Annotated in this window: 24 protein-coding genes; 13 read left to right on the forward strand and 11 right to left on the reverse strand. The window is 69.2% G+C overall.

Annotated elements, in window-relative coordinates; genetic code table 11:
- Position 1: 1 nt before the first annotated feature.
- Positions 2 to 2,434, reverse strand: a complete 2,433-nt coding sequence (gene ftsH, locus QGN31_RS23145; protein ID WP_014378980.1) for an ATP-dependent zinc metalloprotease FtsH — start codon at positions 2,432 to 2,434, stop codon at positions 2 to 4.
- Positions 2,435 to 2,504: 70 nt separating this feature from the next.
- On the opposite strand from ftsH, the gene QGN31_RS23150 reads away from it, so the two are divergent.
- Entirely contained in the window at positions 2,505 to 2,624 is a 120-nt protein-coding gene (locus tag QGN31_RS23150; protein WP_014381724.1) for a hypothetical protein, read from the forward strand.
- A gap of 23 nt (positions 2,625 to 2,647) precedes the next feature.
- On the opposite strand, the gene QGN31_RS23155 is transcribed toward QGN31_RS23150, so the two are convergent.
- Positions 2,648 to 3,061, reverse strand: coding sequence for a VOC family protein (locus QGN31_RS23155; protein WP_014378978.1), 414 nt, complete (start codon positions 3,059 to 3,061; stop codon positions 2,648 to 2,650).
- Between the two features lie 51 nt (positions 3,062 to 3,112).
- Between QGN31_RS23155 and QGN31_RS23160 the strand changes: the two genes are divergently transcribed.
- From QGN31_RS23160 to QGN31_RS23175, 4 genes are read left to right on the forward strand one after another with little or no spacing between them, the layout of a single operon-like run.
- Complete coding sequence (locus QGN31_RS23160; protein ID WP_225331466.1) at positions 3,113 to 4,090, forward strand: alpha/beta fold hydrolase; 978 nt, start codon at positions 3,113 to 3,115, stop codon at positions 4,088 to 4,090.
- Complete coding sequence (locus QGN31_RS23165; protein ID WP_008263461.1) at positions 4,090 to 5,277, forward strand: LLM class flavin-dependent oxidoreductase; 1,188 nt, start codon at positions 4,090 to 4,092, stop codon at positions 5,275 to 5,277. Before QGN31_RS23160 ends, QGN31_RS23165 begins: the two co-directional genes overlap by 1 nt.
- Positions 5,277 to 6,290 (forward strand): zinc-binding dehydrogenase, encoded by a 1,014-nt coding sequence (locus QGN31_RS23170; protein WP_014941208.1) that lies wholly within the window; start codon positions 5,277 to 5,279, stop codon positions 6,288 to 6,290. The genes QGN31_RS23165 and QGN31_RS23170 overlap by 1 nt, the downstream gene beginning before the upstream one ends.
- A 33-nt stretch (positions 6,291 to 6,323) precedes the next feature.
- Complete coding sequence (locus tag QGN31_RS23175; protein WP_014941207.1) at positions 6,324 to 7,907, forward strand: HNH endonuclease signature motif containing protein; 1,584 nt, start codon at positions 6,324 to 6,326, stop codon at positions 7,905 to 7,907.
- A gap of 4 nt (positions 7,908 to 7,911) precedes the next feature.
- Here QGN31_RS23175 and QGN31_RS23180 read toward each other — a convergent pair whose 3' ends face one another.
- Positions 7,912 to 9,150, reverse strand: coding sequence for a PPE family protein (locus tag QGN31_RS23180; RefSeq protein WP_014941206.1), 1,239 nt, complete (start codon positions 9,148 to 9,150; stop codon positions 7,912 to 7,914).
- Between the two features lie 11 nt (positions 9,151 to 9,161).
- Positions 9,162 to 9,461 (reverse strand): PE family protein, encoded by a 300-nt coding sequence (locus QGN31_RS23185; RefSeq protein ID WP_014381719.1) that lies wholly within the window; start codon positions 9,459 to 9,461, stop codon positions 9,162 to 9,164.
- A gap of 404 nt (positions 9,462 to 9,865) precedes the next feature.
- Between QGN31_RS23185 and QGN31_RS23190 the strand changes: the two genes are divergently transcribed.
- The 3 genes from QGN31_RS23190 (at position 9,866) to QGN31_RS23200 (ending at position 11,813) form a co-directional block, all read left to right on the forward strand.
- Positions 9,866 to 10,669, forward strand: coding sequence for a helix-turn-helix domain-containing protein (locus QGN31_RS23190; protein ID WP_043954353.1), 804 nt, complete (start codon positions 9,866 to 9,868; stop codon positions 10,667 to 10,669).
- 102 nt (positions 10,670 to 10,771) lie between these two features.
- On the forward strand, positions 10,772 to 10,987 hold the full coding sequence (locus tag QGN31_RS23195) for a hypothetical protein (RefSeq protein ID WP_014378970.1): 216 nt from the start codon (positions 10,772 to 10,774) through the stop codon (positions 10,985 to 10,987).
- A gap of 82 nt (positions 10,988 to 11,069) precedes the next feature.
- A complete protein-coding gene (locus QGN31_RS23200; RefSeq protein ID WP_014383737.1) occupies positions 11,070 to 11,813 on the forward strand; it encodes an SIMPL domain-containing protein in 744 nt (247 codons plus the stop codon).
- A 60-nt stretch (positions 11,814 to 11,873) separates the two neighbouring features.
- Here QGN31_RS23200 and hpt read toward each other — a convergent pair whose 3' ends face one another.
- Genes hpt through dacB form a run of 4 tightly spaced genes read right to left on the reverse strand, consistent with a single transcriptional unit; the run spans position 11,874 to position 15,914 of the window.
- Positions 11,874 to 12,485, reverse strand: coding sequence for a hypoxanthine phosphoribosyltransferase (hpt, locus tag QGN31_RS23205; protein WP_008263453.1), 612 nt, complete (start codon positions 12,483 to 12,485; stop codon positions 11,874 to 11,876).
- A gap of 50 nt (positions 12,486 to 12,535) precedes the next feature.
- On the reverse strand, positions 12,536 to 13,498 hold the full coding sequence (gene tilS / locus QGN31_RS23210; RefSeq protein ID WP_014941204.1) for a tRNA lysidine(34) synthetase TilS: 963 nt from the start codon (positions 13,496 to 13,498) through the stop codon (positions 12,536 to 12,538).
- A complete protein-coding gene (locus QGN31_RS23215) occupies positions 13,477 to 14,532 on the reverse strand; it encodes a zinc-dependent metalloprotease (protein ID WP_014941203.1) in 1,056 nt (351 codons plus the stop codon). The genes tilS and QGN31_RS23215 overlap by 22 nt, the downstream gene beginning before the upstream one ends.
- On the reverse strand, positions 14,529 to 15,914 hold the full coding sequence (dacB, locus tag QGN31_RS23220; protein ID WP_029384489.1) for a D-alanyl-D-alanine carboxypeptidase/D-alanyl-D-alanine endopeptidase: 1,386 nt from the start codon (positions 15,912 to 15,914) through the stop codon (positions 14,529 to 14,531). The genes QGN31_RS23215 and dacB overlap by 4 nt, the downstream gene beginning before the upstream one ends.
- Before the next feature lie 115 nt (positions 15,915 to 16,029).
- On the opposite strand from dacB, the gene QGN31_RS23225 reads away from it, so the two are divergent.
- Entirely contained in the window at positions 16,030 to 16,518 is a 489-nt protein-coding gene (locus QGN31_RS23225) for an inorganic diphosphatase (protein ID WP_008263447.1), read from the forward strand.
- 350 nt (positions 16,519 to 16,868) lie between these two features.
- Here the strand turns inward: QGN31_RS23225 and QGN31_RS23230 are convergent, their stop codons facing one another.
- The gene (locus tag QGN31_RS23230; RefSeq protein ID WP_438362663.1) at positions 16,869 to 17,951 is read right to left on the reverse strand and encodes an IS110 family transposase; all 1,083 of its coding nucleotides are present in this window, start codon (positions 17,949 to 17,951) and stop codon (positions 16,869 to 16,871) included.
- Between the two features lie 209 nt (positions 17,952 to 18,160).
- The gene (locus QGN31_RS23235) at positions 18,161 to 19,231 is read right to left on the reverse strand and encodes a DUF475 domain-containing protein (protein WP_014941201.1); all 1,071 of its coding nucleotides are present in this window, start codon (positions 19,229 to 19,231) and stop codon (positions 18,161 to 18,163) included.
- Between the two features lie 124 nt (positions 19,232 to 19,355).
- Here QGN31_RS23235 and QGN31_RS23240 point away from each other — a divergent pair, with 124 nt between their 5' ends.
- The 3 genes from QGN31_RS23240 to QGN31_RS23250 are packed head-to-tail and all read left to right on the forward strand — an operon-like array spanning position 19,356 to position 21,678.
- Positions 19,356 to 20,606, forward strand: a complete 1,251-nt coding sequence (locus tag QGN31_RS23240) for a hypothetical protein (RefSeq protein WP_014378966.1) — start codon at positions 19,356 to 19,358, stop codon at positions 20,604 to 20,606.
- A gap of 35 nt (positions 20,607 to 20,641) precedes the next feature.
- Positions 20,642 to 21,340 (forward strand): glycosyltransferase family 2 protein, encoded by a 699-nt coding sequence (locus QGN31_RS23245; protein ID WP_014941200.1) that lies wholly within the window; start codon positions 20,642 to 20,644, stop codon positions 21,338 to 21,340.
- Positions 21,337 to 21,678, forward strand: coding sequence for a DUF2304 domain-containing protein (locus QGN31_RS23250; RefSeq protein WP_008263443.1), 342 nt, complete (start codon positions 21,337 to 21,339; stop codon positions 21,676 to 21,678). The genes QGN31_RS23245 and QGN31_RS23250 overlap by 4 nt, the downstream gene beginning before the upstream one ends.
- Here QGN31_RS23250 and QGN31_RS23255 read toward each other — a convergent pair.
- A complete protein-coding gene (locus QGN31_RS23255) occupies positions 21,675 to 22,619 on the reverse strand; it encodes an NAD-dependent epimerase/dehydratase family protein (protein ID WP_026071045.1) in 945 nt (314 codons plus the stop codon). The two genes, QGN31_RS23250 and QGN31_RS23255, sit on opposite strands and share 4 nt — an antisense overlap.
- Here QGN31_RS23255 and QGN31_RS23260 point away from each other — a divergent pair.
- Positions 22,585 to 24,402, forward strand: a complete 1,818-nt coding sequence (locus QGN31_RS23260; protein ID WP_233425317.1) for a hypothetical protein — start codon at positions 22,585 to 22,587, stop codon at positions 24,400 to 24,402. The genes QGN31_RS23255 and QGN31_RS23260 overlap by 35 nt on opposite strands.
- The last annotated feature ends 4 nt before the right edge of the window (positions 24,403 to 24,406 follow it).

Genomic DNA, 24,406 nt, shown 5'->3' on the forward strand with positions numbered 1-24,406 from the left:
CTCAGCCGTGGGCCGGCGGATTGGACCGGCTCACGTCGTCATCCTGCCGGTCGGGCGAGCCACCCTCCTGGGCGGGCTGTCCCGGTGGGGGATACGGCGGGTACGGCGGGTACGACGGCTGCGCCTGGCCCTGCTGGCCGGAACGACCCTGCCCGCCCGGATAGCCCTGCTGGTGGCCGGCGTGGCCCTGCTGACCGGGATAGGGCTGCGGGCCCGGATAACTGGGCGCCGGTTGCTGCCAATAGGGCTGCTGTGGCGGCTGCGCCGGCGGATGCCAATAGTTCGGCTGCTGCTGCGGTTGCTGCGCTTGCGGCGGCCATCCCGGCGCGCGCCAGCCCGCCGGCGCGCCGTAGTCCGGCTGGGTGGGCCCGTGCGGCGCGCCCTTACCGCTGGCCTGGCCGCCATGAGAACCGTTGCCGCCGTTGGCGTTTCGGTCGGCCTCCAGCCGTGCCGCTTCGCTGGCCCGCGCGATGGCCGCCTTGAACGCCGGCTCGGGCGTGGGCGGCGGCCACGGCTCGCCACGCTCGATGGCCAGCTCGCCGGGGGTCTTGATGGGCGGCTTGTCCGACGGGATGCGGCCACCGAAATCGTCGAACATGGTGAGCCGCGGGCGCTTTTCGACGCCCGAGAAGATGCTTTCCAGTTCGGCCCGGTGCAGGGTTTCCTTTTCCAGCAGCTCGCCGGCGAGGGTGTCGAGGATGTCGCGGTATTCGGTGAGGATTTCCCACGCCTCGGTGTGCGCGGCCTCGATCAGCTTGCGGATCTCGTCGTCGATGTCGCGGGCGACCTCGTGCGAATAGTCCGCCTGCGTTCCCATGGTGCGGCCCAGGAACGGGTCGCCGTGTTCCGAACCGTATTTGACCGCACCGAGTTTGGAGCTCATCCCGAATTCGGTGACCATGGCACGCGCGATCTTGGTGGCCTGCTCGATGTCCGACACCGCGCCGGTGGTCGGCTCCCGGAAGACCAGCTCCTCCGCGGCGCGCCCGCCCATGGCAAACACCAACTGCGCGATCATCTCCGAGCGGGTCCGCAGCCCCTTGTCTTCCTCCGGCACCGCCACCGCGTGCCCGCCGGTGCGGCCTCGCGCCAGGATCGTCACCTTGTAGATCGGCTCGATGTCGGGCATCGCCCAGGCCGCCAGGGTGTGGCCGCCTTCGTGGTAGGCGGTGATCTTCTTTTCCTGCTCGCTGATGATGCGGCCCTTGCGGCGCGGGCCGCCGATCACCCGGTCCACCGCCTCTTCCAGGGCGGCGCTGGTGATGACGGTGCCGTTCTCCCGGGCCGTGAGCAACGCCGCCTCGTTGATGACGTTGGCCAGGTCGGCGCCGGTCATGCCGACGGTCCGCTTGGCCAGCCCGGCGAGGTCGGCATCCGGGCCGATCGGCTTGCCCTTGGAGTGCACCTCCAGCACCGCCTTGCGGCCCGCCAGGTCCGGGTTGGACACCGGGATCTGCCGGTCGAAGCGGCCGGGCCGCAGCAGCGCCGGGTCCAGGATGTCGGGCCGGTTGGTGGCCGCGATCAGGATCACGCCGGCCCGCGGGTCGAACCCGTCCATTTCGACCAGCAACTGGTTCAGCGTCTGCTCGCGCTCGTCGTGCCCGCCGCCCAGGCCCGCGCCGCGCTGGCGGCCAACGGCGTCGATCTCATCGACGAAGATGATGCACGGGTTGTTCTGTTTGGCCTGGTCGAACAGGTCGCGTACCCGGGACGCACCGACACCGACGAACATCTCGACGAAGTCTGAGCCGGAGATGGTGAAGAACGGGACGCCGGCCTCGCCCGCCACCGCGCGGGCGAGCAGCGTCTTCCCGGTCCCGGGCGGACCGTAGAGCAGCACGCCCCGGGGGATCTTGGCGCCCAGCGCCTGATAGCGACCGGGGTTCTGCAGGAAGTCCTTGATCTCGTAAAGCTCCTCGACCGCCTCGTCGACGCCGGCGACGTCGGCGAACGTGGTCTTGGGCATGTCCTTGGAGAGCTGCTTGGCGCGCGATTTGCCGAACCCGAAGCCCATCCGGGCGCCGCCCTGCATGCGGGAGAACATCACGAACAGCCCGACCAGCAGCAGCAGCGGCAGGACGTAGACCAGCAGCTCGCCCAGGATGCTGCCCTGGTTGACGACGGTGCTGACCTTCGCGTTCTTGGCGGTCAGCGCGTTGAAGAGGTCGACCGCATACCCGCTCGGGTATTTGGTGATGACCTTGTCGGAGTTGTCCGTGTCGCCATTGCCCTTCTTCAGGGTCAGGCGCAGCTGCTGCTCGCGATCGTCGATTTGCGCGCTTTTGACGTTGTCGCCGTTGATCTGGGACATCGCCACGGACGTGTCGACGGGCTTATAGCCGCGAGTGTCGTCGCTGAAATAGAAGAACGACCAGCCGAGCAGCACCACGACAGCAATCGCCGTGATGGTGCGAATAACGTTTTTCCGGTTCATCAATCATCGGCCTTGCCGGCCAGGTCCTTCCCCGATATACACGCAGCTGGAAAAGTCCAGGCTACCGCCTGTGGCGATCGCCAGCTCCGGCAGCGCCGGGGCGCAGCGGGTCGCCACCATCTGCTCCGCGGCGATCGCCAGCTCCGGCAGCGCCGGGGCGCAGCGGGTCGCCACCACCCTGTTCAGTTAACGACGGGCGGTTCCCGCGTCGCGTCACTCGTAGTAGCGCGCCTCGACCACATTCCCGTCGGGATCGGCGAAATAGAATCCCTGCGGCGCCCAGCCCCGCGCGCCGAAGCTGTGGTTCAGCCGGGCACTGGTGTCCACGCCCTCGGCCTGCAGGCGCGTGTCGAGCGCGTCGTATTCGGCCTTCGACAGGGCAAGGCAGACGTGGTTGACCGGTTGGCCGGCGCTTCCTTCGGCCACCGCGGACGACACCGCACCGGAAGCCATCTCGAGTGGCATCAGGTCGATGATCGAATCCTCGGACACCCGCACGCTGGGGAAAGGCGCCTCGGCGGCCTCGAACTCGGCGAACCGCACCGGTGCCAGCCCGACCACCCTCGAGTAGAAGTCCATCGCCGCGCGCGGATCCTTCGTCCACAGAACTACGTGGTCCAATCGCATGCACAAATTATGCTGCGCGGGGCCAAAGAGACCCTTCTCAGTGCGCAACCGTTGTGCTTTGGTGAGACGGTGCCCCCAACCCAACGGTTAGTAGATACCAATGGTGTGCGGCTGCGGGTGACCGAAGCGGGCGACCGCGGCGCACCCGTGGTGATCCTGGCCCACGGCTTTCCCGAACTGGCCTACTCCTGGCGCCACCAGATAGACGTCCTCGCGCAAGCCGGCTACCACGTGCTGGCGCCCGATCAGCGCGGCTACGGCGGTTCGGATCGCCCGGATGCCGTCGAGGCGTACGACATTCACCAGTTGACGGGAGACCTGGTCGGTTTGCTCGACGACGTCGGCGCCGAGCGTGCCGTGTGGATCGGGCACGACTGGGGTGCCGCCGTGGTGTGGAACGCCCCGCTGCTGCACCCCGACCGGGTCGCGGCCGTCGCCGCGCTCAGCGTGCCCGTGACGCCGCGCCCGCGCGTAGCGCCGACGAAGGCGTGGCGAAAGATGTTCGGCGAGAACTTCTTCTACATCCTCTACTTTCAGGAGCCCGGTGTCGCCGACGCCGAATTGAACGCCGATCCCGCCCGGGTGATCCGTCGCATGATGGGCAGCCTGCGAACCGACGGCAAGGATGCGCTGGTGCGGATGGCCAGCCCCGGTCCGGCGGGTTTCGTCGAACGCCTTGGCGAACCGGACGGCCTGCCGGACTGGATAAGCCAGGACGAGCTCGACCACTACGTCGCCGAATTCTCGCGGACCGGCTTCACCGGCGGCCTGAACTGGTATCGCAATTTCGACCGCAACTGGGAGACCACGCCCGAGCTCGACGGCGTCAAGATTTCGGTCCCGTGTCTGTTCATCGGCGGGACGGCCGATCCCGTCCTGTCGTTCACCCGCGCCGACCGCGCTGCGGAGGCGATTTCCGGTCCGTACCGACAGGTGATGATCGACGGCGCCGGGCATTGGCTGCAGCAGGAGCGCCCCGGCGAGGTGAATGCGGCCTTACTGGAATTCCTCAACGGATTGGAGCTTTGATGAGCGCGCCCCTGCGTTTCGGTGTCTTTATCACCCCGTTTCACCCCGTCGGCCAATCCCCAACGGTCGCACTGGAATACGACATGGAACGCGTCGTCGCGCTGGATCGGCTCGGGTTCGACGAAGCGTGGTTCGGCGAACACCACTCGGGCGGCTACGAGCTGATCGCCTGTCCGGAGGTATTCATCGCCGCGGCGGCCGAGCGGACCAAACACATCCGGCTGGGCACGGGAGTGGTCTCGCTGCCCTATCACCACCCGCTGATGGTCGCCGATCGCTGGGTGCTGCTGGATCACCTGACCCGCGGCCGGGTCATGTTCGGAACCGGGCCCGGCGCGCTGCCGTCGGACGCCTACATGATGGGCATCGATCCCGTCGAACAGCGACCGATGATGCAGGAATCCCTCGAGGCCATCCTGGCGCTGTTCCGGGCCGCACCCACCGAACGGATCGACCGCCACTCCGATTGGTTCACCCTGCGCGACGCGCAGTTGCACATCCGGCCCTACACCTGGCCTTACCCCGAAATCTCCACGGCGGCAATGATTTCGCCGTCCGGTCCGCGGCTGGCCGGCGCGCTGGGCACCTCGCTGCTGTCGCTGTCGATGTCGGTGCCCGGCGGCTACGCGGCGCTGGAGACCACCTGGGACGTGGTGCGCGAGCAGGCCGAGAAGGCCGGACGGGACGAGCCCGACCGCGGCAACTGGCGCGTCCTGAGCATCATGCACATCGCCGACAGCCGCGAGCAGGCCATCGACGATTGCACTTACGGGCTGCAGGATTTCGCGAATTACTTCGGCGCCGCCGGATTCGTCCCGCTGGCCAACAGCGTCGAAGGCACCCAGACGCCACACGAGTTCGTCGCGGACTACGCGGCCAAGGGGAATTGCTGCATCGGCACGCCCGAGGACGCCATCGCCCACATCGAAGACCTGCTCGACCGCTCCGGCGGCTTCGGCACCCTGCTGATGCTCGGCCATGACTGGGCATCGCCCGAGGCGACGTACCGCTGCTATGACCTGATGGCGCGCAAGGTGATTCCCCACTTCAAACGTCAACTCGAAGCGTCCCGCGCATCGCACGACTGGGCCAGAGGCAAACGTGACCAGTTGATCGGCCGGGCCGGCGAGGCCGTGGTCAAGGCCATCACCGAGCACGTCGACGAACAGAAAGACGCGGTGCACTGATGCGCGCCTCGGTGTTGCGCGACGGTCGCATGGTCTACCGCGACGACGTGCCCGACCCGATCCCCGAAGCCGGGCAGGTGCTCGTCGGCGTGCGGGCATGCGGAATCTGCGGCAGCGACCTGCATTTCGCCGCCCACGGCGCCCAGGTGCTGGAAATGACCGAACGGGCAGCCGGTGGCGGCGGTGGCATGCACGTCGACCTGGACCACGACATCTTCATGGGTCACGAATTCAGCGCCGAGATACTCGAAGCCGGCCCCGACACCGAGACCCATCCACCGGGCACCCTGGTCACCTCGCTGCCGGTGCTGTTGTCCGCCAAGGGCGTCGAGCCAATTGTGTACAGCAACAGTTCAATCGGCGGTTACTCCGAACGGATGCTGTTGTCCGCGCCGCTGCTGCTGCCCGTCCCCAATGGCCTGGACTTCAAACACGCAGCACTGACCGAACCCATGGCGGTGGGATTGCATGCCGTCAACAAGTCCAACGTCGCGCCCGGGGAGACGGCCCTGGTACTGGGCTGCGGCCCGATCGGGATCGCCATCGTCGCAGCCCTTCGGTCCAAGGGCGTCGAAACCATTGTGGCGGCGGACTTTTCGCCGAAGCGACGGGAACTCGCCACCACGATGGGAGCTCACCAGACGCTGGATCCGGCGCAGGGCTCGCCCTTCGACAGTGTCAAGCCCGCGGTGGTGTTCGAGGCCGTCGGGGTGCCCGGCATCATCGACGACGTGCTGCTCCGCGCGCGGCCGGGCACCCGACTGGTGGTTGCCGGGGTGTGCATGCAACCCGACACAGTGCATCCCTTCTTCGCGATCGCCAAAGAGATCAACGTGCAGTTCGTGCTCGCCTACACCCCCGACGAGTTCGGCGACTCGTTGCGCGCGCTGGCCGACGGCGACATCGACGTCAGCCCGCTGATCACCGGCGAGGTGGGCCTGGATGCGGTCGGGGCGGCGTTCGACGACCTGGCCGACCCCGAGCGGCACTGCAAGGTTCTCGTCACGCCCTGAAACTTGTCAGGGGCCCCGCCTATAATCGAACGCATGTTCGAAGTACCGTCGGATCCCGCCGCTCTGGTGGCGGTGATCGAGTCCACGCATCGGGAGGAGTCGATGCTGGTGGCGCGGCGGTTGGCGGCGGTGGCGGCGCTGCTGCGGCATCGGGTGGCCACTGCCGACGGGGCCGATCGGGAGTACGCCGAGATCGACGGTTTCGAGCAGACCGCCGCCGAGGTCGCCGCGGTGATGAACCTGTCTGCGATGGGTGCCAGTTTTCTGGTGTCGCACGCCGAGGCGCTCGATACCCGCCTGCCGCGGGTGGCGGCGCTGTTGGCCGAGGGGCGAACGGATTGGCGCACGGTGCGTTTGGTCATCACCCGCACCGATCTGGTCACCGACCGGGAGGTGATCGCCCAGCTCGATGAGTCGTTGGCCGCCCGGATCGGGAATTGGCACGGTTGGTCGCGGCAGCGGATCGTCAACGCCGTCGATGCCGCGGTGCGGGTCGCCGATCCCGACGCCGCCCGGGAGCGTCGGGTGGCCGCCGAGGAGGACCGTTACGTCGCCATCAGCGCCGCGGACAACGGGATGGCCGAGATCCGCGGTTCGGTGGCCGCCGCCGCCGCGACGGCCTTTGATCGCCGGCTGTCCCAACTCGCCAAGCAGGTGTGCCCGGCCGATCCACGGACGATGGATCAGCGCCGCGCCGACGCACTGTCGGCGCTGGCCGAGGGCCGCCGGTTGGGCTGTGCGTGTGGGCAAGCCGACTGCCCCACCCGGGCCGGCGAGCACGCTCGCGAAGGTGAGCCGACCGGGGCGCGGGTGGTCGTCAACGTGATGGCCGGCGAACAGACCGTCTACGCCGACGGCGCCGGGCCCGGCTATCTGGAGGGCTATGGGGTCATCGATGCCGAGCAGGTGCGCCGGTTGGCGGCCGCCGCATCGGTGCTGGTGGCCAACCCGGTGACCAGTCCGGTCGAGGCCTTGCGCTATCAACCGCCGGCGGGGCTGGAACGGTTCGTGCGCTGCCGCGATCTGACCTGCCGCTTTCCCGGATGCTCCCGCCCGGCGATGATCTGCGATATCGACCACACCCTTCCGTTCAACCATCAAGATCCGCGGGCGGGTGGGCGCACCGTCGCGGAGAACCTGAAATGCCTGTGCCGCCAGCATCATCGGCTCAAAACCTTCGGGGGCTGGCGCGACAAACAGTTGGCCGATGGAACCGTGGTCTGGACTTCGCCGACCGGCAACATCTACCGGACCTCGCCGGCGGGTGCGGATCTGTTTCCGGCGGGGCGCGCCCCGGCCTGCGCCGCCCCCGAGCCGAGACGACGCAGCCGATCACGGCAGCGCAGCGCGCGGATCACCCAGGCGCGCACCCACAATCGCGAGCAGCGCCCGATCAACGCGGCCCGCCGCCGGCTCGAACAGGACCGCAAAGACGAGATCGCGGCCCGCAAGTTCCGAAACCACATGCGCGACATGCTGTTCCTGTTCAAGGGAACACCGAGCACCAGCCCCTACTGCACCTGGGTCAACGACCCCCGAGAACCGGAAGAACTGCCCCCGGACTGGGAACCCGACCAACCCACCCTGCAGCCCCTACCCGACGAACCACCCTTCTGACGCGTCACCCACCCGCGGGGGGCTGCGCGATGACCGTGGGCTTGAAACCGTATCGGGGAGTGACGAAGTGGGCCGCGACGCCGCGCCCCGCCCCAGCGGCGGGCACCATCGGCACCCCGCCCACCGCGTTCGTGGCACGTTCGACGGCTCCCGCGGCGGTGGCACCATTGAGCGCCACGGCGATCGGCGGTGCCGGGGCCGCACTCGCCCAGGCGGCGGGCACCGCCAATCCGCCGATCAATGCCGCCTTGCCGACGGCCCCGCCGATCGCGCCGATCGAGCCCAGTCCCGCACCCGAAACGGCGGGAAGGGCCGCTTCCGCGGCCTTGGCGACGCCCTCGGCGGCGGACTTCGCGGCGGGCATGAAGCCCTGCGCGAGACTTTGGATGTCCTTGAACGCCGTGGTGAACAACCGCGTCGGCGAAATCAACCGGATGAAGGCGTCGAAAGGCGTGCTGGCATCGAGGGTTTGCGACCCGGTCAGGCCCTCCAACAGATCCCCCAACGGGCCCCCCACGACAATGCCGTCGCCCTCGGGGTTCATGCCGATCCCGCCGAACGACAGTGTGGGATTGGCCGGCGACGGGGACGTGTTGGTCGGCCCGGCCAGCGCCGACAGGGTCTGGGGCACCGCGTCGAGCCCCTGCGCGCTGTCGCTCCCGCTCGCACCGGCGGCCCGGGCCACCGCGGCGGCCTGACCGGCGACGCCGGCCGGATCCGTGGTGGGCGCCGCCGGTTCGAACGCGGGCAAGGTCGCGGCCGCCGCCGACGCGCCGGCATATTCGTACATCGCGGCGGCGTCCTGGGCCCACATCTCGCCGTATTGCGCCTCGGTGGCCGCGATCGCCGGGGTGTTCTGCCCGAGGAAGTTCGTCGCCAGCAACTCCATCAGCAACGCCCGGTTCGCCGCGATCACCGGCGGCGGCACCGTTTCGGCGAATGCCGCCTCGTAGGCACCCGCCGCTGCCACCGCTTGGTTCGCCGCCTGTTCGGCTTGTCCGGCCGTGGCGCTCAGCCACGCCACTTGCGGCACGGCCGCGGTGAGCATGGACGTCGCGGCCGGCCCCTGCCATGGGCCGCCCTCGATGCCCGCGATCACCGACCCGTAGGACGAAGCCGCGGAATGCAGGCCGGCGGCCAGGCCACCCCACGCCGCCGCGGCGACCAGTAACGGCCCCGAACCCGGCCCCGAATAGATCAGCGCGGAATTGATCTCCGGCGGCAACTGCGCAAAGTCCAGCATCGTGTCTTCGCCTAACCGACCGCGGCGGCGTTGGCGAGTTCCGTGGCGGCATACGAACCGGCGCTGATGCCAAGCGTCGTCGCCAACTGCTCGCGAACCGCCGCCGCCTGCGCGCTGATCTCCTGGAAGAGCTGTCCGTGTTGGGAGAACCGGGCGGCCGTCAGTATCGACACCGCATCGGCGGCGGCGGGGGCCACCGCCGTCGTCGCCACGGCGAGCGCCGAATTGTTCTCCTGCACTGCGGCATTGATGCCGTGCAGCTCACGCGAAGCCGCATCGAGAATTTCCGGCCGTGCCATCAGAAAAGACATGGTGAGTCCTCAAAACCCTTTCAATTAACCAGCTTTCAGCGACGATCACCGGCGCCGAGTCCGACGCTCGTCACGTTAGGCCGGTGACCTCGGGTGATGACAGCCTGCGGCCGGCTATTTCATAACCGGTTGGACAACTATTCATTTAGCTGGACGCGTCCGCTGCGACTCTTTGGATTCGGCATGAATATCGCGGTAATCCAATATGATTGGAGTCATATATGTTCGTATATAAGCGCTCCGCAGCGCCGATTTTGCTTTGCTAGGGGTACCGGTGAGCCCGCGCCGGACGACCCGCCTCCCGACAGAATCCGCCCGCTGGCTATGCTGCCCACGCAGGTATCCGCAGCTTGACGGGACGGAACACCGATGCTGGCGCGCGACGCATTCACCGGCTGACTGCCTTGGCCGCCAATGGTTCCGCTCTGGCTCAGTTCTTGCGCGCGCGCCGCAGCCTGGTCCGGCCCAGCGAGGTCGGCCTGCCTGAGGGCGAACGCCGCAGGGTCGCCGGCCTGCGCCGGGAGGAAGTCGCGGTGCTCGCCGGCATCAGCACCGACTACTACCTCCGCCTCGAGCAGGGCCGCGAAACCAACCCCTCCGATCAGGTGCTCACTTCGATCGCGCGGGCGCTGCGACTGGACGACGACGCCGTGGTGTACATGCGAAACCTCATGCGCCATGGATCGGCCGAGCGCATTGCGCCACTGCAGCAATTGAATCCGGGCCTCCGGGATCTGCTCGACGGTTTTCCACGGGCGGCCGCGATCGTCGTCGACCCCGGCATGACGGTCGTCGTCGCGAACCGGGCGGCGGCGGCGTTGTCACCGCACTTGCGGGTCGGGTCCAACGCCGTGCGGGAACTGTTTCTCGATCCGCGCTCGCCGCAGTTGTACCGCGACTGGAAGTTGCTGACCGCGTGGGCGGTCCGGCTGCTCCGCGCGACGTACGGCCAGCGTCCCGATCCGGCCCTGATCAACTTGGTCGACGAGTTGATCGAGCACAGCCCGCGGTTTCGCCAGCAGTGGGCCCGCCACGATGTCAGGCACGAAGTCGCCGGAGGGTTGGGCATCAACCACCCGGAGGTCGGCGCGCTGCGGCTCAACTACCAGCAAATGGTGCTGCCGGGGACCGGTCACGTGCTGGTGGCTTACTGGGCCGAATCCGGCTCGCCATCGGAGGCCGCCATGCTGCGACTGGGCGCCGGCTGAGCCTGGGTGTCGCACTACCAGGAACAACGCGTCCTGGATGCAAGCGCCCGGCCGCCGCAACATTTGACGCATGAGCCATACTTCCCGTCCGGCTGTCCTGACATGACGCAAGCAACACCCGAAACGCATCCCGGCGCAATGGAACTGGTCGCGGTGCTGGTCGGGTTCATGGCGGGTCCGGTGGCAACACCCGCCCTGATATGGCTCAGCCTGGCCCTGGAGCTACCCCTGGTGGTGGTCATCGTCCTGCTCGTCGCCATGGTGCTGGTGTCAAACTGGCTCTCGCACATCATTATTCGCATCCACGAGCCGGGCTGAGCCGGGAACCGGGCCACGGCACCGACCACTTGACCGGAAATCCACAACACGGACGGCGGGGCCAGCGGCTAGGGTGCCAGGCATGCCGGTCGCAACCAACGCCTCGAACCTTGTCCGCCGATCGATCGCGGTGGCCGCGGCCGGCCTGACCGTCGCGGCGGCGTCGGCATGCGACGAGCCCAGCCCGTCGCACCCGGGCGCCAACCCGCGCCAGGTAACGGTTTTGGGAACCGGGCAAGTGCAAGGCGTCCCGGACACGCTGACCGCCGACGTCGGTATCGAATTCACCGCCCCCGACGTCACCACCGCGATGAACCAGACCAACGACCGTCAGCAGGCGGTCATCAACGCGCTGCTCGGCGCCGGCGTGGACCACAAGGACATCAGCACCACCGAGGTCACCCTGGCGCCGCAGTACAACAATCCCGGCCCCAGCGGCACGGCCGACATCAGCGGATACCGCGCCACCAACGCCGTCGCCGTCAAGATCCACCCACCCGACGCCGCGTCGCGGTTGCTGGCCCTCGTCGTCGGCACGGGGGGCGACGCCACCCGGATCAGGTCGGTCCGCTATTCAATCGCCGACGATTCGCAGCTGGTCAAGGACGCCCGCACGCGGGCGTTCAACGACGCCAAGGGCCGCGCCGAGCAGTACGCCCAGCTGTCCGGGCTCCGGCTGGGCCGGGTGCTGTCCATCTCGGAGGCCACCGGCAACCCCCCGCCGGTCGGTACGCCGACACCGCGGGCCATGCCGTCGATGGTCCCGCTCGAGCCCGGCCAGCAGACCGTGAACTTCTCGGTCACCGCCGTGTGGGAGCTGGACTGAGCCGGCCGGATGGCGGCGACCCGCCGCGCCCGGCTTCGCCGCGCTTGCGATCGCCGCGAGCTACTGCTGGTAGACCCTGGGGTCCAGGGTGCCGATGTAGGACAAATCGCGGTAGCGCTCGTCGTAATCGAGGCCGTAGCCGACGACGAAGTCGTTCGGGATGTCGAAGCCCACGTAGGCGATGTCGACGTGGGCTCCCTTAGCGTCCGGCTTGCGCAGCAGCGTGCACACCTTCAGCGACCGCGGATGCCGCGTTTTGAGGTTGCGCAGCAGCCACGACAGGGTCAGGCCCGAGTCCACGACGTCCTCGACGATCAGGACATCGCGGCCTTGGATGTCGCGGTCCAGGTCCTTGAGGATGCGCACCACACCCGACGAGGACGTCGATGATCCGTACGAGCTGACGGCCATGAATTCGAACTGCGTCGGCACCGGGATCGCGCGGGCCAGGTCGGTGACGAAGATCACGGCGCCCTTGAGGACGGTGATCAACAGCAGGTCCTGGCCGGTCTCGCTCGCGGCGTCGCGGTAGTGCTCCCCGATTTCGCGGCCGAGTTCGGCGATTCGCGCCTGAATCTGCTCCGCCGTCAGCAGGACAGACTTGATATCCCCGGGGTAGAGCTCCGCGGGCTGGGCGGGGGTGATCGCCGAGGAGATCTGGGCCACGCCCACAGAGTGCCACGCCGGCGGGCGGATAACCAACGGCGGCCCCGATATTGCGGTCAGCCGACCGGTTCGCGCCACAGCGTCAAAACGCCGTCGCGGCGGCCCGCGAACAACCGCTCGTCGGGCACGGACGACCCCACCGCCACGCCGCCCTGGCCGCGCCACGCGGTGATCAGGGTGTCGACCCCCCGAATCTGCTTGTCGGTCAGCCCCGTTGCGCCGCCCGCCAGCAGCCAGGCCCGGATCACGCGCCGCCGCACGGGCGCGTCCAGCGTCGCCAGCGCCGAGACCCGTAGCCCATCGCCCGCCTTGGCGCCGGGCAGCGCCCGGGCGGCGAGCGCGTCGATCAACTCGCCGTCCTCCCGCAGCGCGGTCGCGGTGCGGGCCAGCGCCTCGGCGACGCCCCCGCCGAGCACGTCTTCGAGCAGCGGCAACACCTCGGCACGCAACCGGGTCCGGGTGAAGCGGGGGTCGCTGTTGTGCGGATCGCGCCATGCGGTCAGGCCCAGCTCCCGGCACGCGTCGTGCGTCACCGCACGCCGGACCCCCAACAACGGCCGGCACCACGGCGGATCGTAGGGGCGCATCCCGGCGATCGAGCGCACGCCGGATCCGCGGCCCAGCCCGAGCAGCACCGTCTCGGCCTGGTCGTCGAGCGTGTGGCCGAGCAGCACCGGGCCGTCGTGGTAGGCGGCCAGCGCGGCGTAGCGGGCCGCGCGGGCCGCGGCTTCGGGACCACCCTCCGTGCCGACCTGCACCCGAATCACTTGCGCCGCAACACATCCCAGTGCGACGGCCTGCGCCCGGGCGGCTTCGGCGACGTCGGCCGAGCCGGGTTGCAGGCCGTGGTCCACCACCACCGCGGTGGTGGGCCGCAGCTGGGCCGCCACCGCGGTCAGCGCCAACGAATCCGGGCCACCGGACAAGGCCACGCACCATTGGTCGACGGCGGCGAGGTGCGTCTTGATGAACGCCTCGACCGCCGCGCGCAGCCGGCCTACAGCACCCTGTCGATCCATCGCTGGGGCTCTTCGATCTCGATGGGCAGCGGCAGCGTTTCGGGCCCCGTCCAGATGGCGTTGAATTGCGCCATGCCCACCTGGCCCACGACGTGGTCGACGAACGCCTTGCCGCGCGTGTATTGGCTGAGCTTGGCGTCGAGTCCCAGCAGCGCGCGCAGCAAGCGCTGCAGGGGCGGTTGCCTGCGGTGGCGGCGCTCGTCGAAGCGGCGGCGGATGGTGGCCACCGACGGCACGGCGATCGGCCCGACGGCATCCATGACGTGGTCGGCGTGGCCCTCCAGCAGCGTGCCCAGCACGAGCAGCTGATCCAGGGCGTGGCGCTGGGGCTCGGACTGCACCGCCCGCACCAGACCGAGGATGCCCGCCGAGTTGGCGTCGGAGTTCTGATTGCCGCGATTGCGGGCGTAGTCGGCGAGCCGGCTCACCACCTCCCCGAGGTCGTCACCGGCGTCGCGGGTCAGCAGGCCCAGCGCCTGCGACATGTAGTCGGGCAGCCACGGGTTGGCGGTGAACTGCACGCGATGGGTGACCTCGTGCAGGCACACCCACAGCCGGAAATCGGACGGCTCGATCCGAAGCTGCCGCTCGACGGCGATGACGTTCGGGTACACCAGCAGCAGGCAGCCGGCCCTGGCCCCGTTATCGGTGGCGAAGGGGTCGTATTGGCCGAGGATCCCCGACGAGACGTAGGCCAGGACGGCGCCGGTCTGCGCGCCGGTGACCCGGCCCGTGAGAAACCCGCGCGGCTTCTCCGCGCCGTTCATCATCACCCGCATCGACTCGGCCGCGGCGGCGACCCATTCCGGGCGGTCGACGATGCGCGCGGCGGGCACGGCGCCAGCCGCGACCAGGCCGGTGACGTCACGGACCAGGGGTTCGGCCTTGGCGGCCGCGCCCACCAGTTCGTCCATCACCTGGCGCCGGGTGTAGTCGCTGGACGGTGGCCCGGGCCGGGCCAACCGCCGGCCGACCGTGGCCGCGAATTGCCAGTCGACGGCGGTGCCCAGCGTCAGTTCCGACGCCGGCGTCATGAGCACCCGCAGAACCAGAGCCGGGTCGCCAGCGCGTCCATCACGTTGCGGCCGTTGGGGCCCGCGTCGTTGGAGATGAACGCGAAGGTGAGCACCCGGCCGCTGCGGTCGGTGAGCACCCCGGCCAGCGCGTTGATGTTGGTCAGCGAGCCGGTCTTGGCCCGCAGCCAGCCGGCGGGGCCCTGGCTGGTCGAGGCGTCGAGGAACCGGTCGCCCAGCGTCCCACTGCCGGCGGCGATCGGAAGCAGGTCCAGCAGGGCCCGCAGCGACGGCTGGTCGGGCCCGGCGGCGGCCTGCAGCACCCCGTCGAGCGTCTTGGCCGTGAGCCGGTCGTCGACCGAAAGCCCGCTGGAGTCCAGCAGCGCCGCGCCCGCGGTGTCGACGTGGGCGGTGCTCAACCGGTTGGTCACCGCGTCGGCCGCGCCGGCGAAGCTGCGCGGCCGGTTGATCGCGGCCGCCACCTCACGGGCGATGCATTCGGCCAGCACGTTGTCGGAGTGGTCCATCATCTCCGAGAGCCGCTGGACCAACGGCGCCGACTGCACGACGGCCAGCTGCCGCGCCCCGGACGGCGCCGTCGCGATCGTCACCGCGGCGGGATCGAGGTTCAGCGCCTTGGCCAGCTCGCGGCCGGCGTCCAGCGCCGGCGTCCGGGACCGCCGGGAGTTGACCGTGGTCGGCTGGATGCGCCCGGCGTCGATCATCACCGACTCGATCGGCGCGATGTCGCCGTTGTCGACGTCGGCGGGATCCCAGCCCTGCGCCATCGTCGGGCCGCTGAACGCCGAGGTGTCCACCTGCACCGCGGTCGGGGTCACCCCGCTGCGCCGGATCTGTTCGACGAGGTCGCTGATGCGGGCCGCGCCGCGGTACCAGGTGTCCTGCCCGGGCGGCGCCGCCGAGAGCACCGGATCGCCGGCGCCCACCAGCACGACGGGGCCCTGGGCGTTCTGGCTGCCCGCGACCACCCGGGTGCTGATCCGGGCCTGGCGGTCCAACGTCAGCAGGGCGGCGGCGGCCGTCAGCACCTTGTTGGTCGACGCCGGCACCAGCGGCATGTCGTCGGCCACCTGCCACAGCTCTTTTCCGGTGAGGGCGTCGGTGATCCGGCCGCCGAGCCTGCCCAGGTTGGGATCGCCCGCCACCGGTGCCAGCGCGGCGCCCACGCCGGGCCCGCTGGGTAACTCGGCGGTGTCGCTCACCGGGACCATGCCGGGCTTGACCGTGGGCGCGTGCGGAGGCGGGATCGGGGCGCGCGCGCTGCCCGCGCCGTGCCCGGTCGTGGTGAAAAACGTCGCCGCCACCACCACGGCAGCAACGAACGCCAGCACGCCCAACCCGATCAACACTGGGGTGGATTTTTGCCAGCGAGTACGGGCCATCACTCTCCTGACTGTCTGAACCCATTCTGCCGAATCGGCGCCGATGGGCTCGACTAGGGTGTAGCAGAGCAAAATTGGCCTGCCCATGCAGACACCCAGACAAGGAGCCGACGCGGTGGAATTCGACGTGACCATCGAGATCCTCAAGGGCCAGCGGAACAAATACGAAATCGACCACGAGACCGGACGGGTGCGTCTGGACCGCTACCTGTACACCGCGATGGGCTACCCGACCGACTACGGCTACATCGAGGACACCCTCGGCGAGGACGGCGACCCGCTGGACGCCATGGTGCTGTTGCCGCAATCGGTGTTTCCCGGGGTGATCGTCGAGGCCCGCCCGGTGGGCATGTTCCGGATGACCGACGAAAAGGGCGGCGACGACAAGGTTTTGTGCGTGCCGGCCGGCGACCACCGCTGGGACCACATCCAGGACATCGGCGACGTGCCCGAGTTCGAGCTGGACGTGATCAAGCACTTCTTCGTGCACTACAAGGACCTGGAGCCGGGCAAGTTCGTCAAGGCGGCGGACTGGGTCGGCCGTGCGGAGGCCGAGGCCGAGATTCAGCGCTCGGTGGACCGGTTCAAGGCCGAGGGGCACTAGCCCGATGGTGGCGACCCGCCGCGCCCGGCTTCGCCGCGCTTGCGATCGCCACTGATATGTGAGTCATTTTGTCAAGGGGCAGGGTGAAGCGGCGGCCGCAACCGTCGTCGAGGCCGCCGCTTCGTTGACCAGATGAGCGTTGAGGTGTCGAGCGTGTCGTGTCGACGCGTGTCAGTCTGATATACGCGGGTTGGTTACCGCAGGACGGGACTTTCGAGTCGGAGCGGTCCGCTTGTCTAGATGTCGAGCGTGATCGGTTGTGGTGCAACGTGATTGCTCATAGCGGCGACGCGGGTCACTCCAAGACGCTTGCCGACATCTGCTTGCTCATCTGGACGTTTGTGGGCCGCTTAGTCCTCGAGGACGGCCAGCGACCAGCACCATCCGGCCAGCTCACGCGCGATCGCGGCGTTGGCCACCACGGAGCGTTTCTTGCGCTCATCGAATCGCATCCAGCGTTCATGCAGGCGCCGGTTGCCGGCCTGGCCGCGGGCGCGGGCGGCTGGGGATGCGGCATCCCAGCGGCGGCGCATCACCGCGCCGGGCCGGTAGGGGGCTCGGTGATGCCAGGCGGCTTCGATGAGCAGGCGGCGGGCATGACCATTGCCGGTCTTGGTCACCGCGCCCTGGGTTCGCGTCGCTCCTGAGGAGTACTCGCTTGGCACCAGCCCCAGATAGGCGCCGATACTGCGCCCGGTCAGCCGAGACCAGTCCCCGATCTCGACGGCCAGCCCGAACGCGGTCAGCGTGGACACCCCGCGCAGACACCCCAGCCGGGTCACCACCGGGGTGAACCGCGAATCAGCGGCCATCTCGGCGATCGCGGTATCGAGGCGCTCCCGGCGCTCGAGGGTGGCCAGCATCGCGTCGAAAGCGGTGTCGTAGGCCAGCTGCAGCGCGGCACTGTCGAACCGCTGCCGACGCAACCACCGCTGATGCTCACGGATCCAGGCTCGTCCACCGCAATAGACGATCCCCTGGCGCAACAACAGTTTCGACAGTCGATGCCGAGCAGACATCAAATCCCCACGGACATCCTCGCGGGCCCGCACCAAATCCCGCGCCGCTTCCTGCTCGATGCTGGGAACCGTCACTTCGGTGATCTGGCCCAGATGCAACAACCGCGCCAGATGCGCGGCGTCGCGGGCATCGGTTTTGACTCGGTCACCCGTCGGGCGAATCAACTTCGATGGCGCAGCCACCACACAGGCGATGCCCGCGGCATCCAACGCCCGGGCTAACCCGAACCCGGTCGGACCCGCCTCATAGGTCACCGCCACCGGGCCCGGAAGATCCCTTAGCCATGCTGCGATCTCACCACGGTCGGGGGTCAACCGCCGCTCGAATACCTCCCCGGTATCCCCATCCAACCCACACCCGACCACCGATCGGGCGTGCACATCCAACCCAACACTCGTACGCTGAATCTTCACTGGGGCCTCCATCCACATCTGTGGCTCTACTGGCCAGGACCAACTTCCTGACAGCAACCCACGTTCACATGTGGCGAGGCCCCAGCCTCCTCATACCGTCTAGCCCGATGGTGGCGACCCGCCGCGCCCGGCTTCGCCGCGCTTGCGATCGCCACTAGCCCGATGGTGGCGACCCGCCGCGCCCGGCTTCGCCGCGCTTGCGATCGCCACTAGCTCGCCCGCGCCCTGCGCCGGTTGCGCAGCAGGCTCCAGCCCAGCGCCGCCCCGATGAAGACCACACCCACCGAGGCGGTGACCGCCTCGGGCACCTGCAAACCCGGATCGATGGATCCCAGCATGATCACGGCCAGCGCGCCGATCGCCCAGTGCGCGCCGTGTTCCAGGTAGACGTACCGGTCCAGGGTTTCCTGCTTGACCAGGTAGATGGTGATGGACCGCACGAACATCGAGCCGATCAACCCGAGCCCCAGCGCGATGACGATCGGGTCCGAGGTGATCGCGAAGGCGCCGGTGACCCCGTCGAACGAGAACGCGGCGTCGAGCACCTCCAGATAGAGGAACAGGGTGAAACCCGCCCTGCCGACCGCCTCGCCGACCGTCATGCCCTCGACGTTGGCCGGCCGGAACGCGCGGCTCAACCCGTTGACCACCAGGTAGGTCACCAGGCCCAGCACCCCGGCGGTCAACACCGTGGCACGCTCGTCGGCCGAATGCGTCAACCGCGAGCCGACGAGCACCAGCGTGGCGCCGGCCACCACCACCGACACCTGGCCGAGTCGCCCGATGCGGGCGAACGGAACCTCAATCCACTTGAGCCACTTGATATCTCGGTCGTGGAAGACGAAATCCAGGAACAGCATCAACAGGAACATCCCACCGAAGGCCGCGATCTGCGGATGGGCGGACAGGATCATCTTCTCGTAGCTCGGCGAGCCGTCCGCGAACTCCAGCGCGCCGTTCGGCGGCGGATGCAGCGCCAGTTCCATCGCCCGAACGGGACCGATCCCCGCGGTCGCCCACACGATGACCAGCGGGAACAACAAACGCATCCCGAACACGGCGATGACGATCCCGACGGTCAAGAACATCTGCCGCCAAAACGGGCTCATCCGCTTCAGGATCGCGGCGTTGATGATGGCGTTGTCGAACGATAGCGACACCTCGAGGACGGCCAACACCAGCAGCAGGAAGAGATCCTCGAGGCCACCGTGGAGATACCCCAGCACGAGGGCCACCACGGTGAGCAACAGCGAAACACCGAAGACGCGGTAGGCGGCCATGGGTCCTTTCCGACAGCGGCTCACATTAGCGAACCCGAGCGCCGCGCCGGGCGAGCGGTGCGGACACTTACTATTTTCAAATTGTGGCGATACATCGGTGCGGTCCGCTGAAAGCGCTGCCCCGATGACCGAAATCAGCGCCTCGCAGGGGCCGGTGGCGCGCGGCAGCATGGCCCGCGTCGGCACCGCCACCGCCGTGACCGCCCTGTGCGGCTACGGCGTGATCTACCTGGCGGCCCGCGACCTCGCGCCCAGCGGCTTCTCGGTGTTCGGGGTCTTCTGGGGGGCCTTCGGGTTGGTCAGCGGCGCCGCCTTCGGGCTGCTCCAAGAGACCACCCGCGAGGTCCGCGCGTGCGCCTACCTCGACGTCGCGCCGACCAAGCGCACCCACCCGCTGCGGGTCGGCGCGCTGCTCGGGGTCGCCGCGGCCGTGGTGATCGCGGGGACCGCGCCGCTGTGGAGCGGTCGGGTTTTCGTCGAGGAGCGCTGGTTGTCGGTGGCGCTGCTGTGCGCGGGGTTGGCCGGTTTCTGCGTGCACACCACGCTGCTGGGCATGTTGGCCGGCATCAACCAGTGGACCCAGTACGGGGCGCTGATGGTGACCGACGCGGTCATCCGCGTCGCGATCGCGGCGGCCACCGTGGTGCTGGGCTGGCATCTGACCGGCTTCCTGTGGGCGACGGTCGGCGGCGCGATCGCCTGGCTGATCCTGCTGGTGGCCTCGCCGGCCACCCGCGCGGCCGCGCGGCTGCTCACCCCGGGCGGCACCGCGACCTTCCTGCGGGGCGCCGCGCATTCGATCACCGCGGCCGGCGCCAGCGCCATCCTGGTGATGGGTTTTCCCGTGCTGCTGAAGCTCACCAGCGCCGAGCTGGGCGCCGAGGGCGGGGTGATCATCCTGGCCGTCACGTTGACCCGTGCGCCGCTGCTGGTGCCGCTGACGGCCATGCAGGGCAACCTGATTGCGCATTTCGTCGACGAGCGCAGCGACCGGGTGCGCGCGCTGATCGCCCCGGCCGGCATCGTCGCGGGCATCGGCGCGGTCGGGGTGCTGGCCGCGGGCGCCGTGGGCCCCTGGCTGTTGCGATTCGCCTTCGGGCCGCAGTACCACGCCAGCAGCGCCCTGCTGGCGTGGCTGACCGCGGCCGCGGTGGCGATCGCCATGCTGACGCTGACCGGCGCCGCCGCGGTGGCCGCCGCGCTGCACCGCGCCTACTCGCTGGGCTGGGTCGGCGCCACGGTCGCGTCGGGTTTGCTGCTGTTGCTGCCGCTGTCCCTGCAGACCCGCACCGTGGTCGGATTGCTGTGCGGGCCGCTGGTGGGCATCGGTGTCCATCTGGTGGCGCTGTCGCGCGCCGGACGCGCAACGGGCTGATCTGGCCTGCACCAGCGTGTACCTTGTGGGCTTAGATGGGTACGGAAACGCAATATTCGGTCGTCTGGGTCGTCATTCCCGCCTTCAACGAAGCAGCTGTCATCGCCGAGGTGATAGCCGACGTGCGCTCGGTATTCGACCACGTCGTCTGCGTGGACGACGGCAGCGCCGACGGCACCGGTGAGATCGCCCGGCGCGCGGGCGCTCACCTGGTTCGCCATCCCATCAACCTCGGGCAGGGGGCGGCCATCCAGACCGGCGTCGAGTACGCCCGTAAGCAGCCCGGGGCCGAGGTTTTCGCCACGTTCGACGCCGACGGCCAGCATCGCGTCAAGGACCTCGCCGCCATGGTCGACCGGCTGCGCATCGGGGACGTCGACGTGGTCATCGGGACCCGGTTCGGCACCCAGCAGGTCGCGCGGCCGCCGCTGCTGAAACGGATCGTGCTGCAGACCGCCGCGCGGTTGAGCCGGCGCGGTCGCCGGCTCGGGCTGACCGACACCAACAACGGCCTGCGGGTGTTCAACAAGAAGGTCGCCGACGGGCTGGACATCACGATGAGCGGCATGAGCCACGCCAACGAGTTCATCATGCTGGTCGACGAAAACCATTGGCGCGTCGCCGAAGAACCGGTCGAGGTGCTCTACACCGATTACTCGAAGTCGAAGGGGCAGCCGCTGCTCAACGGCGTCAACATCATCTTCGACGGGTTCCTGCGAGGGAGGACACCATGAACTGGATCCAGGTGCTGCTGATCGGATCGATCGTCGCGCTGCTGGTCTATCTGCTGCGGTCGCGCCGCAACGCGCGGTCCCGGGCCTGGGTCAAGGTCGGCTATGTGGTGTTCGTTCTGGCCGGCATCTACGCCGTGCTGCGGCCCGACGACACCACCGTCGTGGCGCAATGGTTCGGGGTGCGCCGCGGCACCGACCTGATGCTCTACGCGCTGGTCATGGCCTTCTGTTTCACCACGCTCAGCACCTACATGCGGTTCAAGGACTTGGAGCTGCGCTACGCGCGGCTGGCCCGGGCGATCGCGTTGGATTCCGCGCAGGCACCCGAGGCCGGTTAGCCGGCGTGCGTCCGCCGGAAGTAATCCACCGTGCGGCGCACACCCTCGGTCAGCTCGACCTTCGGTCGCCAACCCAAAACCTCTGCGGCCGAACCGATGTCGAGGCAGGATCGCTTGAGGTCACCGAGCCTGGGCGGCGCGAACTCCGGGTCGTCGGGCCCCCCGACGGCCGCGGCCACCGCCGTATGCAGTTGCCGGTCCGAGGTTTCGACGCCGGTGCCGATGTTGAAACGCTGCCCGCCGCCGGCGTCCCCGGACGCCTTGACAAACGCGTCCACCACGTCGTCGACGAAAACGTAGTCGCGGGTGTTGCCGCCGTCACCGAAAACCTTGGTGGGCTTACCCGATAGCAGCGCCTGGGCGAAGATCGCCACCACGCCGGCCTCCCCGTGCGGGTCCTGGCGGGGGCCGTAGACGTTGGCCGGCGCGATGTGTGAGCAGTCCAGGCCGTAGAGGTGGCGGAAGGTGTTCAGGTAGATCTCGCCGGCCACCTTCCCGGCGGCATACGGCGAAGCGGGATCGGTCGGCACGGTCTCGGGCGTCGGGTACCGCGGCGGGACGCCGTAGATCGAGCCGCCCGAGGAGGTGTGCACGACCTTGCGCACCCCCGCCCGGCGCGCGGCCTCGGCCAGGCGCACCGTGCCGATCACGTTGACCGAGGCGTCGAACTGCGGGTCGGCCACCGAGTGCCGCACGTCGATCTGGGCGGCGAGGTGAAACACCACCTCCGGGCGGTGCTCGTCGAGGATGGCCTCCAGATCCGCGGTCACGATGTCGGCCTCGACGAAGACGTGTGCCGGGTTGTCGGCCAGGTGCTCGAGGTTGCTCGCGCGGCCGGACGCGAAGTTGTCCAGCCCCACGACCGTGTGGCCGTCGCCCAACAGGCGGTCGACTAGCGTCGAGCCGATGAATCCGGCTGCCCCGGTAACCAGTGCACGCACCGGCCCACCATACATAGCGGCGGCGGCCGCGGCGCTCATCGCGGTGCAGCTGGCGGTCCGCGCGGCGCTGGCGTTCGGGGGCTATTTCTATTGGGACGACCTGATTCTGATCGGCAAGGCCGGCACGCATAACCTGCTCGCGCCGTCGTACCTGTTCCACGATCACGACGGCCACGTCATGCCGGCGGCATTCCTGCTCGCGGGCACCATCATCCGGCTGGCGCCGCTGGACTGGACCTGGCCGGCGGTCAGCCTGGTGGCGCTGCAGCTGCTGGCGTCGCTGGCGTTGTTGCGCGCGCTGCACGCCATCTTGGGCTGGCGGCCGGTGTTGCTGATCCCGTTGACGTTCGCGTTGTTCACCCCGCTCGGCGTGCCCGGGTTCGCCTGGTGGGCGGCGGCGCTGAACTCGCTGCCGATGCTGGCGGCGCTGGCCTGGGTGTGCGCCGACGCCGTCCTGCTGGTGCGCACCGGCAACCGGCGCTACGCGGTGACCGGGGTGCTGGTCTACTTCGGCGGGCTGCTGTTCTTCGAGAAGGCCGCGGTGATCCCGTTCGTCGCGTTCGCGGTCGCCGCGCTGCTGCGCCACGTGACCGGTGACGGGGGGCTGGGATCGGCGCTGGCGGCGGTGTGGCGGGCAGGCGCGCGGTTGTGGGTCGCGGCGCTGGCGCTCACCGCCGCCTGGGTGGCGCTCTATCTGGGGGTGGTCAACCAGCAGCGGTGGAGTTCCGACCTGTCGATGACGGGGCGGTTGCTGGCGCGATCGATCACGCACGGCATCGTGCCGGGGCTGGCCGGTGGCCCCTGGCACTGGGACCGGTGGGCGCCGGCCTCGCCGTGGGCCACGCCGCCGGCGTCGGTGATGGCGCTCGGCTGGCTGGCGCTGGGCGGCGCGCTGGCGGTGTCGCTGGCGCGCAAGCGGCGCATCGGGCCGGTGTGGGCGACCGCCGCCGGCTACGCCGTGGCCTGCCAGGTGCCCATCTATCTGATGCGCTCGTCGAAGCAGACCGCGCTGGAACTCGCTCAGACGCTGCGGTATTTCCCGGATCTCGTCGTCGTGCTGGCGCTGCTGGCCGCCGTCGCGCTGTGCGCCCCGAACCGCCCGGCCGGCCCGGGCTGGCTCGACGCGTCGCCGAAACGCGCCGTGGTAACCGCGGGTTTGGCGGCGTTGTTCACGGTCAGCAGCCTGTACTCGACGGCCACGTTCTTGACCAGCTGGCGGGACAACCCGGCCCAGCCCTATCTGCAGAGCGCCCAGGCGTCGCTGGCCGCGGCCCATGCCGCCTCCGACGCGCCGCTGCTGGACCAGGAGGTCGATCCGCTGGTGCTGCAACGGGTGGCCGCACCGGAGAATCTGGCCAGCCACATGTTCGCCCTGCTGCGCGACAGGCCCGAATTCGCGCCCGCCACAACACAATTGCGCATGCTGGACAGCTCCGGCCACCTGATCAAGGCGCGGGTGACCTGGGTCCGCACCATCGCGCCGGGACCGATGCCGCGATGCGGCTATTTCGCGCAGCCGGACAAACCCGCGCGCCTGGCCCTCGACGGGCCGCTGTTGCCCGCCGACTGGACCGTCGAGCTGAACTACCTGGCCAACAGCGACGGGTCGATGACGCTGTCGATGACGCAGGGGCCCGAGGTCAAAGTCCCGGTGCATCCCGGACTCAACCGGGTCTTCGCGCGCCTGCCGGGCGCCGGGGACGCGATCACCGTGCGGGCCAACACCGCCGCGCTGGCGTTGTGCATCGCGTCGGGTCCGGTGGGTTTTCTGGCCCCGGCCTGACCGG

Origin of the sequence: Mycobacterium sp. 2-64 (genome assembly GCF_035918375.1) — a bacterium.
In the GTDB taxonomy this organism is placed as follows: Bacteria; Actinomycetota; Actinomycetes; order Mycobacteriales; family Mycobacteriaceae; genus Mycobacterium; species Mycobacterium intracellulare.